Raw genomic sequence first — 14,883 nt, forward strand, 5'->3', positions numbered from 1 at the left:
ATTTGATACTATGAAATATCCGGATGCCGAAGCCCGACTAAGATACTATGAAAAGGTACCCACCGAAATCTTTGAGGATTCGAAAAAGGCATCGAAACATGTTGCCAAAGAAATTGCGGACCTTATCCGCCAGCGGAATAAAAACGATAAAAACACCGTACTGGGACTTGCTACCGGATCGACTCCTACCAAAGTTTATGACGAACTGGTCAGGCTGCACAAAGAAGAAGGGTTGAGCTTTAAAAATGTTATCACCTTCAATCTGGACGAATACTATCCTATGGAGCCTGATTCCCTTCAAAGTTACGTACGGTTTATGAAAGAACACCTTTTCGATCATATCGACATACCCGATGAACAAGTGCATATACCCGATGGTACGGTAGAGGAAGATAAGGTTACCGAATATTGCAAGCTGTATGAGCAGCAGATTCGTGATGCCGGCGGAATTGATATACAGCTGCTGGGTATCGGGCGTACCGGACATATCGGATTTAACGAGCCGGGTTCCCGGCCGGATTCCAGGACCCGACTGATTACCCTCGACCGGATCACCCGTAAGGATGCCGCCAGCGATTTCTTCGGTGAGGAGTATGTGCCGCGCCGTGCCATTACCATGGGGGTCGGCACTATTCTCGATGCCCGGCGGGTTATCATGATGGCCTGGGGAGAAGGCAAGGCACCCGTCATTCAAGAAGCTATTGAAGGTCCTATTAGGGAGAGCGTACCGGCCACCTACCTGCAAAACCATACGGATGCCACCGTCATCCTCGACGACGCCTCCTCCGCAGAACTGACCCGGCGCAAAACCCCATGGCTGCTCACCTCCTGCGATTGGGATGATCAGATGATTCGCAAAGGTGTGGTCTGGCTATGCCGAAAAGTAGATAAACCCGTACTGAAGCTGACCGATGAAGATTATAACGAACATGGGATGGGTGACCTGCTTACCCAGTTTGGGCCGGCCTATGACATAAACATAAAAGTATTTAATGAGCTACAGCATACTATTACAGGCTGGCCCGGTGGAAAGCCGGAAGCTGACGACACCAACCGACCGGAGCGGGCCAAGCCTTTTCCAAAGCGTGTAATTATTTTCAGTCCTCACCCGGATGACGATGTTATCTCCATGGGCGGTACTCTGATTCGGTTAGTAGAACACGGGCATGATGTGCATGTAGCATACCAAACCTCAGGCAATATCGCGGTCTTCGACGACGATGTAGTTCGATTTGTGGATTTTGTATCAGACTACAACGAACTCTTTGGGATGGAGCACGAAGAAGCGGAAGAGATGCTCAGTGAGATTAAAAGTTTTCTAAAAGACAAGACACCGGGGCAGGTCGATTCGGAAGAAATAAAAGAGATTAAAGGATTGATTCGTCGCAATGAAACTAAAGCTGCTGCCCGCTACTGCGGCCTGTCGGAGGGAAAACTGCATTTCCTGGACTTGCCATTCTATGAGACCGGGAGGGTTAAGAAGAAACCGCTTTCTCAGGCCGATGTTGATATTGTGACTGAACTTCTCCGAGAGGTGAAACCCCACCAGGTTTATGCTGCAGGTGACCTCTCTGACCCACACGGAACACACCGTGTATGCCTGCAAGCGATATATAAAGCCCTGGAAACCTGCAAAGATGACGACTGGATCGAAGATTGTTTTGTCTGGCTGTATCGCGGAGCCTGGCAGGAATGGGACATCAATCAAATTGAAATGGCTGTACCATTGAGTCCGCAGGAGCTTGCGAAAAAGAGAAAAGCCATATTTAAGCACCAGTCGCAAAAAGATCGTCCGCTGTTTCCGGGACCGGACCCGCGGGAGTTCTGGCAGCGTTCAGAAGAGCGTAATCGCAACACCGCCCGGCTCTATGATAAACTGGGTTTTGCCGAATATGAAGCCATTGAAGCTTTTGTACAATACAGGTTGTGATAATAAATGAAATGGCTTATCGGTGCTCATTCAGCCAGTTGAGTAACTGCTGAATAGCCTTACCGCGGTGACTTATTTCATTTTTGATCTCTGAAGCCATTTCCGCAAAGGTTTCCTCATAATCTTCAGGCTGAAATACGGGATCATAGCCAAAACCTTTTTCGCCTCGTTCTTCCTTCAGGATTTTCCCGCGGCATACTCCTTCAAAGGTGTGTGTCCCCTCATCCGATACCAGCGCTGCTACCGTTCTAAATTGAGCGCGTCGATCCTTGAGGTCCACTCCGGCGAGCTCTGCAAGAAGTTTTTCTACATTATCCTCGTAACTGGCATTTTCTCCTGCATATCTGGCGGAGAATACTCCCGGGCGGCCGTCCAAGGCGTCCACTTCGAGTCCGGTATCATCGGCGAGAGCAGGAAGGCCGGTCTCTTCGTATACATAACGGGCTTTCTTGAGAGCATTCCCCTCCAGGGTCAGTTTGTCTTCCTCCACTTCTTCGAGGTGCGAGAATTCGAGAGCTGATCTCAGTTTAATACCGAGCGGTCGAAGCGTCTCTTTGAGTTCTTCAATCTTATGTTTGTTGCGCGAGGCAAGGACGATGGTATCCATTTCAAGATTTTTGATTGTGATTGTATGATCAACTATCACGCTAAGTTCTGTAGGTATAAGTGTAAAAGGCTATTACACAGTGCTTCACAGAGAAACCACAGAGTGACACAAAGTTCCTTACACCCTATACCTTATACCTTTTACTTTTACCTTATACCTTAAATACTACTTGTTACATAGAGGTTAAAACAGTAACTCAGCCTGCCCTAAATACTCTCCTTCATATCGTGCAGCAGCTCTTGTACCTCATGCCACTTCAGGCGCGGCCCGTACTGAGAAACAACTTTCGACCCTGCAATACTTGCCAGCTTCCCGGCTCCTGCATAGCCCATGTCATGAGTAATGCCGTACAGAAAAGCGCCCGCGTACATATCACCCGCACCATTGGTGTCGACAGCTTTCACATCATAGGGCTCGATGTCAATAAAGGTGTCCCCATCAAAAATCATCGCGCCGTTGCTTCCTTGGGTGATGACAAATTTTTTGGCCTCTTTCTTAAGCGCTTCCCGGGCTTCCATCAAATCCGACTTACCGGTATACATCTTAGCTTCCTCTTCATTACAAAAAAGCAGGTCAACAGAAGCGCCGATAATATCCTCAAAGTGCGACTTGAAGCCACTCACTATGGAAGGATCAGAAAGGGTGAGCACAGTTTTTACATCATAGCTTTCGGCAATTTTCTTGGTTTGCTTCATCGCCTCACGTCCATTTTCAGAGGTAACAAGATACCCCTCAATATAGGCGTATTCCGAATCCCTGATGGCATTTTCATCCACCTCTTTGGTTGACAGTGTAGAGGTGATGCCCAGGAAAGTATTCATGGTGCGTTCGGCATCCTCGGTTATCATAACCAGGCATTTACCGGTTATCCCCTCTTCCCGTTCCTGATTCTCAAAATTGGTGACAATGCCGGCCTCATTCATATCGTTCAGGTAAATTTCTCCGAACTTATCGTTGGCTACTTTGCAGGAATAAAATGCTTTTCCTCCAAACTGACTCAGGGCAAATACGGTATTGGCCGCCGAACCTCCGGGTTTCTGTACGGTTTCGGCATGATGGATATCATCGATCATACGGAATTGCGTCTCCTCATCTACCAGGGTCATCAATCCCTTTTTTACATCATGCTTTTCAAGAAATTTGTCAGTGACTTCAAATTCAATATCGACCAGCGCATTGCCGATACCATACACATTATACTTTTTCTTCATAGAACTATTATTTGGACAGCTATTAATTCATTCATTTTGCTTTAAACGAAGAAAGTACAAACTAAAGAAAGGGTATTAAAGTTTATTTTCAGTTCAATAAAAAAAGGCGCCTGCAAAATACAGGCGCCTTAAATAATAACCAGCTATCAAAATTAATTATGAGCGATAGGGTCCGGATCACCGTCAGGGTCATTGCTGGCGGTACCGTCGGATGTCGGGTTGCCCAATAGCAGTAATCCCGCAACATGGGGACTCGCCATAGATGTACCGTTCAGGGTAGCTGTACCGCCGTCTTTATAGAGCGAAAGTATGCCTACACCCGGAGCAGCAAATTCAACGGGCGGATCGGTAGGTCCTGAATAGTTTGAAAATGATGCGAATGTATCGGTATCATCGGTAGCCGATACAGTCCACACATTAGTATACTCCACACGGGCCGGGGAATAGTTATTGGCATTATCTGCGTCATTTCCGGCGGCAAGGGCAAACCTGACACCTGCATCCGCAGCATTTCTAACGGCATCATCCAGTGCCTGCGAAGTTGGTCCGCCAAGGCTCATATTGGCAACATCTCCGCTGGACGCATTGGCGGCTACATAATCAACACCGGCAATAACGCCTGAATAGGAACCGCTTCCACGGCTGTCAAGTACTTTAACCGCTACGACGCTGGCACCGGGAGCAACACCGACTACATCAATGTCATTATCCAGTGCGGCAATGGTACCGGCTACGTGGGTTCCGTGACCGTTGCCGTCATCAGCATTCTTAGAATCCTTTCCTTTGCTGATAAACGTAGCGCTTCTGTTTACATCCACATTAAGATCGGGATGGTCCAGATCGATACCGCTGTCGAGAATCCAGGCTGTGCCGGAACTCGCAACAGGTCCGCCAACACGGGTTATCCCCCACGGTGTAGTCTGACCCGAACCGCCATCTCCACCGCCACCGTCACAGGATCCGCCATTGGGCGTGCCGCAGGGAGGCGCGAGCATGACCACCTTATCTTGTTCAATATAGTCGATGCGACGGTCTGCTTTCAGCCGGTTGATCTCTTCATCCGTCAAATGTGCCGCAAAACCCGGCAGGGCTTTATTGTATTGTTTAAACACAGCATCATTTGCAATGGCATTATCCCTTAGAATGCTGCTTCGCATATCCTCAACCTGAATACCGGATATTGCCTTGCCTTTTGAGTCTGTATTTTTAAACACTACAATATATTGCCCCGGAATTGGATCACCCGAACGGGATTCAATCTGCTCATCCTGAGCCGGACTGACATCCGTAATATTTGACTGTTCACAACCGTAAAATGCGAACATGGCAATTAATAAAAATGCGCCTGCTATCTTTGCATAACTTGTCTGCATAGTTAACCTCTATTTATTCTGATTAATGTAATAGCTCTTGAAGGACAACATCCAGAAATGCGTGTTCCCTAAATTTATAATTGATAAGAATTGCTTTTTCCTTTTTTATTTGCCCTAACTCTAACAAGAATAACAAAAAACCGATATGTTACAAATTATTAATATGGTGTCGATAATTAACTGGAAAGCATGTAAATAGAGTAACTTTTCGGATCTGAAAAATCACCATTTTGGTCCGGATATCTTATATAGTTTCGATAGTCACTCTTAACACAATTCTCCCAATATTACCCTTGAACGGCTTTTCAATATTTGCTGTTTTTTTATCCCTATTTATAGAAATTGAGGTATGCAACCATTTATAGAACATCTTTCCAAGAGGCTTGAAAAACCCCTTCCCGGCTTGAATGCCCAATTAAGAATGGCACCGACGCCCTTATCGGATGGGCCTAACCGGGAACTGGAGCCGCCGCCGAATGCTAAAAAAAGCAGCGTGCTGATTCTGCTGTTTCCTAATGAAGATGAGCGCCTGGAATTGATACTGACCCTGAGAAGCAGGGATATTGATCACGGCGGACAAATCAGCCTGCCCGGTGGCCGTTCGGATGAAAACGAATCGTACGTTGAAACCGCTTTACGGGAAGCGAATGAAGAGGTAGGAATCAATCCAGAATCGGTTGAAATACTGGGAGTGCTCAGTGACTTATACGTCAGTCATTCAAATAACCTTGTGAAACCGGTGGTGGGCTATATGGGTAGCATTCCTGAACTCACGCCCAATCCTGCTGAAGTGGAAGAAGCTTTTACGGTGGAGGTAAAATCCCTGGCTGCTAAAAAGAACCTGACCGTTGAAAATTGGGACCTCAAAAAATACTCCTACGAAGTTCCCTACTGGGACATCCACGAAGTTCCGCTCTGGGGGGCCACCGCCATGATTCTGAATGAACTGCTCGACCTTTACCGTGAATATACCGGTGAAGAATAATGGGTGAATGGTAGTAACCGATTATCCTTCTCTTAAAGCCATAAATCCTACTTCTTGCCCATAACCATGGAGGCTGCCAGACTGCCAATTTTCGTGCCGATGGCTACCCCCATTCCGCTTAGCCCGGCCGCAACAAATCGATGATCATCCAGGCGCTCGAGAATCGGCGTTTTGGATTCGGTAAAACCCATAATGCCCGACCACTCAGATTCAATTTGCCACTGCTTACCAAGCCCAAGCACATCCTTAGAAAATTTTATCAGATGATCCTTAATCTTTTCATTCACACCGAACTGATCGGTTGTTTCTTGAATGGTGGCAATATTTCTGGCTCCTCCCATCAACAGACGATTACTAATATTCCGAAAATAGATATAACCCCGGTCATGATGAAAGGTCCCTTTCCAGGACATCTCCTCTAATTCATTGGTCACAAACACAAAACCCCTTGCCGGCTCTACCTTCACTTCAGGAAGCAACTTTTTTACAAAACCGTTAGCGGCTACCAGCACTTTATCGGCTTTGAGTCTTATCTCATTTCCCAATAGCACCGAACCATCCTGTTCGACACCTTCTACTTTGACATTCCATTTGACCTCAATATCCTGCGCTCGCACCAGTTGCAACAGGCGCTGCATCATGCTACCGGGATGCAAAGCACCTTCGAGGCGATTATGAATGACATGATACCCGTTGAGTTTTCCGGCCTTGTATACCTTCTCTTCTCCGGTCAATTCGGCCATCCATTTATTGAATTTTGGAATATACTCGGAAGCCTCTTCAAATGGTTGTTCTTCGGTGAAAAGCTCGTATCCCCCACAGGCATCATAACCTATATGGTTTTCTCCCAAGGTTTCCTTTAATAGGTTTAGTCCCCGGTAACGATTAACAATACGCTGCTTGACTCCCTCAGCTGACTCTTTTTCCAGGTCGGCAATATATTCAGTAATAGACCCGACACAGGCAAATCCGGCATTCCGGGTGCTTGCTCCCTCCGGCATAAATCCTTTATCAAGCACCAGTATGCGTGTGGAAGGATGGTTACGTTTTGTGAAAAGAGCAGCAGAAAGTCCCACAATACCTGCACCGATTATGATCAAATCATATGGTTTCAGAAAGGTTTCTTTTTCCCAAAAAGAATATTGAAATTTGGAAGACATAACTTAGCCATTGGAGTTAACTGTTAGTCATGGATTTTAAGTTGTCAACATCATAAAACTATTTCTGGATGGGCTGAAATACAAGAGAGGCCATGAGTGCTGATCCTGTTTTAAAGCACTCTTCATCGATATTATACCTCGGGTGATGCCAGGAGTAGGTAGAATCTGCCTCCTTGCTGCCGCTGCCAAGAAAGAAGAAGGTCCCCGGAAAGTGCTGTTGATAAAAGGCAAAGTCTTCACCCGCCATGATAGGTTCATCCCTTACAATTACAGAATCATTACCAAAGAGTTCTTTGGCCGTCTCCATTACTGCCTCGGTAGACCAATCGGTATTGATCACAGCCGGGTAGCCGAAATCAAATTCAAAACTGTAGCCGGCCCCCGCAGACTGTGTAACACCTTTTACAATGGCCTCAATTTTATCCCGGATGAGTTCAGCTGTTTCCTGGGAAAAGGTGCGAACTGTACCCAGCATTTCTACATTCCCCGGAATGATATTATGGGTGGTACCACCCGTAATCTTACCCACCGTAACAACTGCGGGTTCGGTCGGATTGATGTTTCGGCTGACAATCGTCTGGAGATCATTTACAATTCGAGCTGCCAGAATGATTGGGTCTACCGTTAGATGAGGAGAAGCGGCATGTCCGCCCGTCCCCTGTATCTCAATCCTAAATTCATCGGGTCGGGCCATGAGAGGACCTTTTCGCGTTGCAATAGTCCCGGGTGGATAGTCGGGACTTGAGTGCAGCCCATAAATTACGTCAACTCCCTTTTCCTGCAGGTAACCGGTTTCGCAAAGCATGCGTCCCCCGCCGGGAAGTTTCTCTTCGCCCGGTTGAAAAATAAACAGTACGGTTCCTTCAATATCCTTACGCAGGCGAGAAAGTATTTTGGCGGTACCAAGCAAGTTTGCCGTGTGGCCATCGTGACCGCAACAATGCGCAATGCCCGAATTTTCTGAAAGAAAATCTTTCTTGTGCTCTCCCTCTTCCCGGATAGCCAGCGCATCGATATCTGCACGAAGTGCAATCACGCGATCGGATTTTTTTCCGCCTTTCAGTACCCCCACACAACCCGTTTTAAGTGGACGATCCACCGAAATATTGAGCTTCTTAAGTCGCTGGATAATATATTCCGTTGTCTCATATTCCTGGTAACTCAATTCCGGATTCCGGTGCAAGTGACGCCGGATGCCAACCATATCCTGATGGAATTCGTTACTGAGATTTTGTATTTGACTTAACTCCATGATAAAGAAATACTGTTTGGGTGCGGTTTTCCTCTGATTATTTAAAGTACGTAAAATTAATCACCTTCTTTATTTCATTTCGTAACCTTTACATTATTTTTGCGTATTCAACCAGACAAGGTTATCCAACATGGAATTAAGAACGAAATTGATATATGAATAATACAAGCAGATCCTGGGAAATTGTTTTGGCCGGTATCGCATTTGTTGCCATCGCTGTCTATCTGATAGGCAACCATGATAGCAGACCGGAGGAACCCAGAGCCCCTGAGTCACCCGAGGCCTTTACCGTTGAACCTTCTCTTCCATCTACCATTGTTATAGACCTTCAGAACCTTGAGAATCTTAAAAATCTCGAAAACCTTAGCAATCTGAAGAATATTGAAAATCTGGAACAACTTGAATTTGAACTGAAGAATCTCGATAAAATCATTGAGGAGCGGATTAATACGCAAGCCGAACAGGAATCGGTGGAAAAATCCCTTCGTATGGTTGAAGAAAAATTGCAGAATATCGACAAGGCAGACTACAAGGTTCAGTTGCAAAACAAGAAGATCTTTATAAATAAAGACTATAATGTTGAAGAGGCTAATTGGACCGAAGCAAGCCCGGGCGTTTTTATCTACAGAAAATCCCTGCCCCTCGGTGAACTCAAGGCCTTTAACCTCAGTATGGGATTTGGAAATCTGAATATTATCGGTGAAGAATCTACTCAAGGGGAGCTCACCATACGGGCAACAGGCAATGTGGAATCCGCTAAAGAGATCCGGGATAATCTCGAAGTGGTCAATAGAGTGGATAATGAAGCGGCTTATTTTGAGGTAAGTCCGGGAAGTCAAAGCAGTTTTTCCGATCGTGTCAACCTGGAAGCCACACTTAAAATGCCAAAAAATATGAAGCTGGATGCTTCCACACGAGGTGGACACATCAATGCCAATAACCTAGATGGTGAACACAAGCTGTTTACCTCAGGTGGACATATCATTCTCGATGCTATTTCGGGTACTACGGAAGCAGAGAGCAGCGGCGGACATATTACCTGTGACCGTTTAAATGGTTCTGCCATGTTGAAAACTGCGGGGGGACATATAAAGGTCAGCAACGCTAATGCTGATCTATCAGCAACCACCGGGGGTGGACATATTGAACTCGAACAATTTGATGGACAAGTTGATGCTAAAACATCAGGTGGAAATATTTCTGCTGAGATACTTTCAGCAACCGGTCCGTTGAGTTTCGTCACCTCTGCCGGTAATATCTCATTGGTTATTCCGCAGAATTTATCTGCTGATATCAAGGCCAAGGGAAATATGGTTAGTATGGAAGAGGGTTTTCAATTTGACGGCAATAAGTCTAAAACCGGCATTTCAGGTACACTCAATGGCGGTGGAGTCCCGCTGACGCTATCGTGCAAATATGGAAATGTGAACATTGCACATGACTGATACAGGATCGAGCGGTACAGAAAATCCTCAGCTAAAAACCACCAAAGACGGCTCCAATACACTTTATTCCCATCGTTTTGAACAGCACTACCATAATCCCAATGGAGCTGTAGCCGAAAGCAAGCATAACTTTTTTGAGGTCAATGGTCTCTATGAGGCGCTTGAAACAGGAAAAGATTTGACCATCCTCGAAGTTGGATTCGGCACAGGTCTAAATCTACTGTTACTTCTGGATGCATTACAGAACTTGGAGAATCCTGCAAAAGTACATTACTATACCGTCGAAGCCTATCCCATTAGTCCGGAAATGGCCGCTTCTTTCAATTTCTGTGAATACCTTTCAGATTCCGGAAGTGTTGACCATCTGAAGAAAATTTTTAGTCAACTGGAGAAAGGGTTGAATCACTATAATTTGAGCGACAGGCTGGATGTGACTGTATTTTATGGCTTCTTCAGAGACTTCCCGACAGAAAGTATTGAAGCCAATTTTATATTCCATGACGCCTTTTCGCCGGAAGTCAATGAAGAACTCTGGACGGGCGAAACCTTTAAAAAACTAAAAAACCTCAGTGCTCGTAATGTCATTTTAACAACCTACTCCTCGGCATCTGCAGCTAAAGGGGCCATGGCATGGGCCGGTTGGAAACTGGCCAAAACTCGCGGCGCTTTGGGCAAAAGGGAGATGACCGTCGCCGCCCTGGATGAAAGTCAGCTGAAAGGTCTGAAACGCGTCAATGATGAACGTCTGAAGGAAAGGTACGAGCAGGGAGATTTTTAGGGCATTAATTTATTAGCCTAAACTCTTCCAAGCGTGGACGCTTGGAAGAGCCTAATTAGTACTTTGTGCATCTTTGCGCTACTTTGTGCCTCTTAGTGGTATAAGTAACTCTAAGTTAATACCTTATTACGATTCAGGTATGAAATATATTCACCGAGGAGCGGAAATGCCTTGCGTGATAACCTAAATAACTGAAAACCTGTTAACTGACACCCTGTTCCCTGTTGTTCACTGCTCACTGTCATCCTGAAACCTTCTCAGCAACTGCCCCAAATATTTATCAGGATAAATCTTATTCACATGATCCATATCCGCCAAAATAACAAGTCGCTCTTTGCTGCGTGAAAGAGCCACATTAAGCAGGCGCGGTACCGCCAACCCGTTTTTATCTTCATCAAAAGGACGAACCGAATAGTGACGCTTGCTGCCATACTGCATTTCGCCGCTCATTACGGTATCAAAAATAATTACCTGCTTCTCCCGCCCCTGAAAAGTATGGATGGTTCCCACTTCCACTTGTTCAAAACCCTCCCGGTAGAGTTCCTGACGAATATCGTACACTGTGCTGCGAAAGGGAACAATTATACCTATCTCATCCACCGGGACATGATTTTTCATCACCAGCTTTTTTACAATCTTGACCAGTAGAAACAGGTGAACTTCATTGACCGGGCTAAAGCCCCTGCCCTCGTCTTTCTGGGTCAGCACCGGTCCGTATCGCCGGGTATCAATGACATTTACTGTAGGATCCGGTTTGTTACCTTCAGGGTAATTAAGGGATGTCCCTTCTTTCTCCAGATCGACAGTATTTAACCTGTCTTCATAGAATACAGAACTCAGTACATCCGCCAGATCTTTATTCAGCCGGTATTGTACATCAAAAAAAGTGGTGACCGGACGGTTGAAATCATGCCAGTTAAAGAGATCCTCAGTAGATTCGGATTTAGATGCAAAGGTAAAGATATCTTTCTCCAGGAAGTCCCGGGAAACGGCATCACCTGTCAGGGCGATGGGCGGCAGCTGCATGGGATCACCGACAACCACAATATGATCCTTTGCCTTAGCAGCCAGCACCATGAGGTAAGGCAGATTAGCCATGGAGGCTTCGTCAATCACAACCGCATCAAATTCCTGTCCGTCGAAAAGCTCAGAGGTGCACACTTTTGCCAGCGTAGTGGCTACCAATTCCCGTTTTTCCAACTCAAAACGTTCGTTGACCGTGAGCATACGCTCTATCTTCTCTTCTACCGCTGCTTCTCCACCGTGTTCATCCAGCTGTTCCCCAAGATTGTTAATCTCTTCATCCAGCACCTTAGGCACATCCTCCCCGTGCTCCATTAGATTATCAATCTCTTTCTGCAGCTTCTGGTACTTGTTCAAAACATTGGAAAGCTTGGAAGCCTTTATTTTTTGCTTCTCCTCACGCTCTTTGATCTGCTTTTCAAATAACACTTCCTCAAGCCTTTCACTGTCCAGTGCAATCTCCCCAAAACGGGTGACTTTCTTTTCCAGGTGCTCCTTTTCCACAGCAGTTAGGGCTTCCAGTGCACTTAATAAGCCAACATCCACTGCCCTATTGGTATTGGAGGCAAAAAGTACGCGCTTGCTCTTCACCAGGTAGTTGGCCATCATAAATCCCAAGGTGGATGTCTTTCCCGTACCTGGCGGGCCCCACACGTACAAAACCCGGTTCTGCAAGGCTTTAATCAAAGCCTCATGCTGTGCCTCATTCCGTCGGCTGTCATCAAGGACTCTGGTCTCTTCATCGCTGTGGTCTCTTTTTGGATCGGGATCAAAAAGACGACCAATACGTTCACGCGCCTCTTCCTCCTCACTGTCGAGCAATTTATCAAGTTCCCGATGCAGCCTTCTCAAAACAAAATCATTTTCCCATTCCAGGCTGACCTTGGTAAGCTCATTTCCGAAATTATGCGGAAAATGCAGAACCACCTTTTTCTCGCCGACTTCCACGGGATAGAGCTCCAATTCCTTCTCATAGTCCTCCATCTCCCCGCGAATCACTTCCGCAAAACGAAGCGAGGTATTCTGCGACTCAAACTCATAGTAAAATACCCCCGGTGGATGCTTCTCCTTGCGTTTTCCCTGGAATAGTACATCATGGGCCGGCTTTTCGCGTACCGTATCAATCTCATCCTCCACGGCCTCAATCGCTTTCTTGATGAGCTTTTTGATCTTCTTATCGGTCATTCTTTGAATTCAATTCATTATTCCACTTCAATTCAGAGGCAGAAGGGAAAAGTGAGAAGGGAGTAGATATTAAATAACTTCTCGTTTCTCGTTTCTCGCTTTTCACTTCTACCTTCTGCCTCTCATCACTCATACAAATCATCAAGATCAGCCTCAGCAAGATCAATGAAAAGCCTGCTGACTTTCTCCGCCACTGCTTTAAAAAAAGCCTCGCCCTTTTCAGCCGTTGCCTTCCTGGGATCACCCACACCCGTATCCTCAGTTACTTCCGACCATTTTCGTTCTGCCCAGGCCCAGTTTTCCCGCAGGGACTCGATTTTATACTGTCTGGCATCTCCGTCCCCGGCTTCCTCCAAAGGCCTCACCAGATCCGGACGCAGGTGCATAACCAAGCTGGTCTCCATCTCTTCGGCGTGATCACCATCGGTGATCTCAAAAAAGCGGCTCTTGTCCATGGCCTGGAACCAGTTGCACATTGCTATAAACATCTTCGGATATTTAACCCCCAGCTCACGCACTATAGGCTTAAAATTGTTACCCCCATGACTGTTAAGAATTAACAGCTTGTGGATTTTCTGACGATTCAGTACCTCAATAATGTCATTTAAAACAGCGGCCTGAGTGCTGGAGTGCATATTAATATCCAGTTTGATATCCGTTTGACCGGTATTTACACCGAAAGGGATAATGGGTAGAATCATGATTTTTGCACCTGCCTCCCAGGCCAGCCGACCGGCTTCCGCTGCTATGGCTTCTCCTTCAATATTGTCGGTGGCATAGGGCAGATGATAGTTATGTGCTTCCGTAGCTCCCCATGGTAACACCGCAAGCTCTACCTCCTGCTCCTTAAGATCCTTCCAATTGCTTTCTGCCAGAATATATGGTCGCATGACTTATTTTAATTCTTAATTCAAAATTGTCCCTTTAGCCTTTTCACTTCTCACTTCTTCCTACTGATCCCACAATTCAGCCCGTATGGTCGCCGCACTTTTTTCCGATATCTGATATTCCAGTTTAAGTCTTCTTCGTTCTGGAATTTTGCTTTCAACCAGTTTTTCACTTTCTGCTGTATAAAGGATCAAATCGGTATCCCGCACAAACAATGGAAGTGATTTTCCATAAGAGACACCGGCCACAAACGAACCTTCAAAACTGATATTCATCTTAAGGCTGTTGATGATTTTGGGGATAGTCTTTTCCTCGGAAGCTACCAGCCCGATGGTTTCAATAGCCGCCCTGTCTACGATCGAGAGCAGCGTATCCGGATTAAATCCATAAACCACCGGAAGTAATCTTCCCGTCTCTGCAAAATCACGGAATTTATTGATCAGTTGTATGGGGACAAATAACGCGTCGTAACCGACGGTTTTATTGTACTGGTTCACATTCAGCACCGTGCTTCGTACCCCAACATCCTTTCGGATGGCATCGGCCAGCATTCTGCCCAGCTCGTTGGTCTCTCCGATACTGGCACAACTTTCGATGCGATCGGGCCACTCCATAAAGCTCAGCTGCTCCTGGAACAACTCATCCAGCTCCGATTCGTCCAGTCCGTAACCGATCAGCTCCTCCAGAAGCTTTCTCATCTTTTCGGCACCGATCTCAAGGCGGTCTGACTTATCCAGCGTAGTAGTCTGACGTTCAACGATGAACCCTCGGCCTTTCTCACTGTGCACCAGTCCCTCATCCGCCAGTATGTGATAGGCCTTTCGCACAGTGTGGAAACTCGTTTCCAGCTGCTGGCCCAGCTCACGCGTAGACGGCAACACCTCTCCCACCTGAAACTGCTTGGTGGCAATCATCAGACGAATACGATCGGCGATATACTTTGCGGAGGTTTTCAAGATATAACTGTTTCAGTTTCTGAACGCACAAAAGATAGGTGTTTATATGATGATTCTCATAGATGGATTTGAGGAACCTTACCGTAGAGC

12 protein-coding genes are annotated in these 14,883 nt (G+C 46.2%); 4 read left to right on the top strand and 8 right to left on the bottom strand.

All coding sequences use genetic code 11. The features are described from left to right. The first annotated feature begins 10 nt into the window (after positions 1-10). Positions 11-1,930 (top strand): glucosamine-6-phosphate deaminase, encoded by a 1,920-nt coding sequence (gene nagB, locus G3570_RS12375; RefSeq protein ID WP_165142826.1) that lies wholly within the window; start codon positions 11-13, stop codon positions 1,928-1,930. Between the two features lie 16 nt (positions 1,931-1,946). Here the strand turns inward: nagB and rdgB are convergent, their stop codons facing one another. From rdgB to G3570_RS12390, 3 genes are all read right to left on the bottom strand, one after another. Continuing rightward, positions 1,947-2,537 carry an RdgB/HAM1 family non-canonical purine NTP pyrophosphatase gene (gene rdgB / locus G3570_RS12380; protein ID WP_165142828.1) on the bottom strand — a complete coding sequence of 197 codons (591 nt, stop codon included), beginning with the start codon at positions 2,535-2,537 and terminating at the stop codon, positions 1,947-1,949. A gap of 206 nt (positions 2,538-2,743) precedes the next feature. Further along, positions 2,744-3,748: an adenosine kinase gene (locus G3570_RS12385; RefSeq protein WP_165142830.1), complete on the bottom strand. Its 1,005-nt coding sequence runs from the start codon at positions 3,746-3,748 to the stop codon at positions 2,744-2,746. A 152-nt stretch (positions 3,749-3,900) separates the two neighbouring features. After that, entirely contained in the window at positions 3,901-5,121 is a 1,221-nt protein-coding gene (locus G3570_RS12390) for a S8 family peptidase (protein ID WP_165142832.1), read from the bottom strand. Positions 5,122-5,470: 349 nt separating this feature from the next. On the opposite strand from G3570_RS12390, the gene G3570_RS12395 reads away from it, so the two are divergent. Continuing rightward, positions 5,471-6,106 (top strand): NUDIX hydrolase, encoded by a 636-nt coding sequence (locus tag G3570_RS12395; RefSeq protein ID WP_165142834.1) that lies wholly within the window; start codon positions 5,471-5,473, stop codon positions 6,104-6,106. 47 nt (positions 6,107-6,153) lie between these two features. On the opposite strand, the gene G3570_RS12400 is transcribed toward G3570_RS12395, so the two are convergent. Both G3570_RS12400 and G3570_RS12405 read right to left on the bottom strand, forming a co-directional pair. Continuing rightward, the gene (locus tag G3570_RS12400) at positions 6,154-7,266 is read right to left on the bottom strand and encodes an NAD(P)/FAD-dependent oxidoreductase (RefSeq protein WP_165142836.1); all 1,113 of its coding nucleotides are present in this window, start codon (positions 7,264-7,266) and stop codon (positions 6,154-6,156) included. A 58-nt stretch (positions 7,267-7,324) separates the two neighbouring features. Next, positions 7,325-8,518: a M20 metallopeptidase family protein gene (locus tag G3570_RS12405; RefSeq protein ID WP_165142838.1), complete on the bottom strand. Its 1,194-nt coding sequence runs from the start codon at positions 8,516-8,518 to the stop codon at positions 7,325-7,327. Between the two features lie 155 nt (positions 8,519-8,673). Here G3570_RS12405 and G3570_RS12410 point away from each other — a divergent pair, with 155 nt between their 5' ends. Beyond that, positions 8,674-9,963, top strand: a complete 1,290-nt coding sequence (locus G3570_RS12410; RefSeq protein WP_165142840.1) for a DUF4097 family beta strand repeat-containing protein — start codon at positions 8,674-8,676, stop codon at positions 9,961-9,963. Beyond that, the gene (mnmC2, locus tag G3570_RS12415; protein WP_165142842.1) at positions 9,956-10,741 is read left to right on the top strand and encodes a tRNA (5-methylaminomethyl-2-thiouridine)(34)-methyltransferase MnmC2; all 786 of its coding nucleotides are present in this window, start codon (positions 9,956-9,958) and stop codon (positions 10,739-10,741) included. The genes G3570_RS12410 and mnmC2 overlap by 8 nt, the downstream gene beginning before the upstream one ends. Positions 10,742-10,969: 228 nt before the next feature. Here mnmC2 and G3570_RS12420 read toward each other — a convergent pair whose 3' ends face one another. The 3 genes from G3570_RS12420 to G3570_RS12430 all read right to left on the bottom strand — a co-directional run bounded on the left by G3570_RS12420 (position 10,970) and on the right by G3570_RS12430 (position 14,793). Then, complete coding sequence (locus G3570_RS12420; RefSeq protein ID WP_165142844.1) at positions 10,970-12,949, bottom strand: DEAD/DEAH box helicase; 1,980 nt, start codon at positions 12,947-12,949, stop codon at positions 10,970-10,972. Between the two features lie 125 nt (positions 12,950-13,074). Continuing rightward, complete coding sequence (locus G3570_RS12425; RefSeq protein ID WP_165142846.1) at positions 13,075-13,839, bottom strand: creatininase family protein; 765 nt, start codon at positions 13,837-13,839, stop codon at positions 13,075-13,077. A gap of 60 nt (positions 13,840-13,899) precedes the next feature. After that, positions 13,900-14,793, bottom strand: coding sequence for a GntR family transcriptional regulator (locus G3570_RS12430; RefSeq protein WP_165142848.1), 894 nt, complete (start codon positions 14,791-14,793; stop codon positions 13,900-13,902). Positions 14,794-14,883 lie beyond the last annotated feature (90 nt).

The sequence above is a fragment of the Halalkalibaculum roseum genome (assembly GCF_011059145.1).
GTDB lineage: Bacteria > Bacteroidota > Rhodothermia > Balneolales > Balneolaceae > Halalkalibaculum > Halalkalibaculum roseum.

What these genes read in the sequence shown, in the direction of transcription:
- nagB (WP_165142826.1), top strand. Translation starts at nt 11, where the DNA reads ATGAAATATCCGGATGCCGAAGCCCGACTAAGATACTATGAAAAGGTA.
- rdgB (WP_165142828.1), bottom strand. Translation starts at nt 2,537, where the DNA reads ATGGATACCATCGTCCTTGCCTCGCGCAACAAACATAAGATTGAAGAA.
- G3570_RS12385 (WP_165142830.1), bottom strand. Translation starts at nt 3,748, where the DNA reads ATGAAGAAAAAGTATAATGTGTATGGTATCGGCAATGCGCTGGTCGAT.
- G3570_RS12390 (WP_165142832.1), bottom strand. Translation starts at nt 5,121, where the DNA reads ATGCAGACAAGTTATGCAAAGATAGCAGGCGCATTTTTATTAATTGCC.
- G3570_RS12395 (WP_165142834.1), top strand. Translation starts at nt 5,471, where the DNA reads ATGCAACCATTTATAGAACATCTTTCCAAGAGGCTTGAAAAACCCCTT.
- G3570_RS12400 (WP_165142836.1), bottom strand. Translation starts at nt 7,266, where the DNA reads ATGTCTTCCAAATTTCAATATTCTTTTTGGGAAAAAGAAACCTTTCTG.
- G3570_RS12405 (WP_165142838.1), bottom strand. Translation starts at nt 8,518, where the DNA reads ATGGAGTTAAGTCAAATACAAAATCTCAGTAACGAATTCCATCAGGAT.
- G3570_RS12410 (WP_165142840.1), top strand. Translation starts at nt 8,674, where the DNA reads ATGAATAATACAAGCAGATCCTGGGAAATTGTTTTGGCCGGTATCGCA.
- mnmC2 (WP_165142842.1), top strand. Translation starts at nt 9,956, where the DNA reads ATGACTGATACAGGATCGAGCGGTACAGAAAATCCTCAGCTAAAAACC.
- G3570_RS12420 (WP_165142844.1), bottom strand. Translation starts at nt 12,949, where the DNA reads ATGACCGATAAGAAGATCAAAAAGCTCATCAAGAAAGCGATTGAGGCC.
- G3570_RS12425 (WP_165142846.1), bottom strand. Translation starts at nt 13,839, where the DNA reads ATGCGACCATATATTCTGGCAGAAAGCAATTGGAAGGATCTTAAGGAG.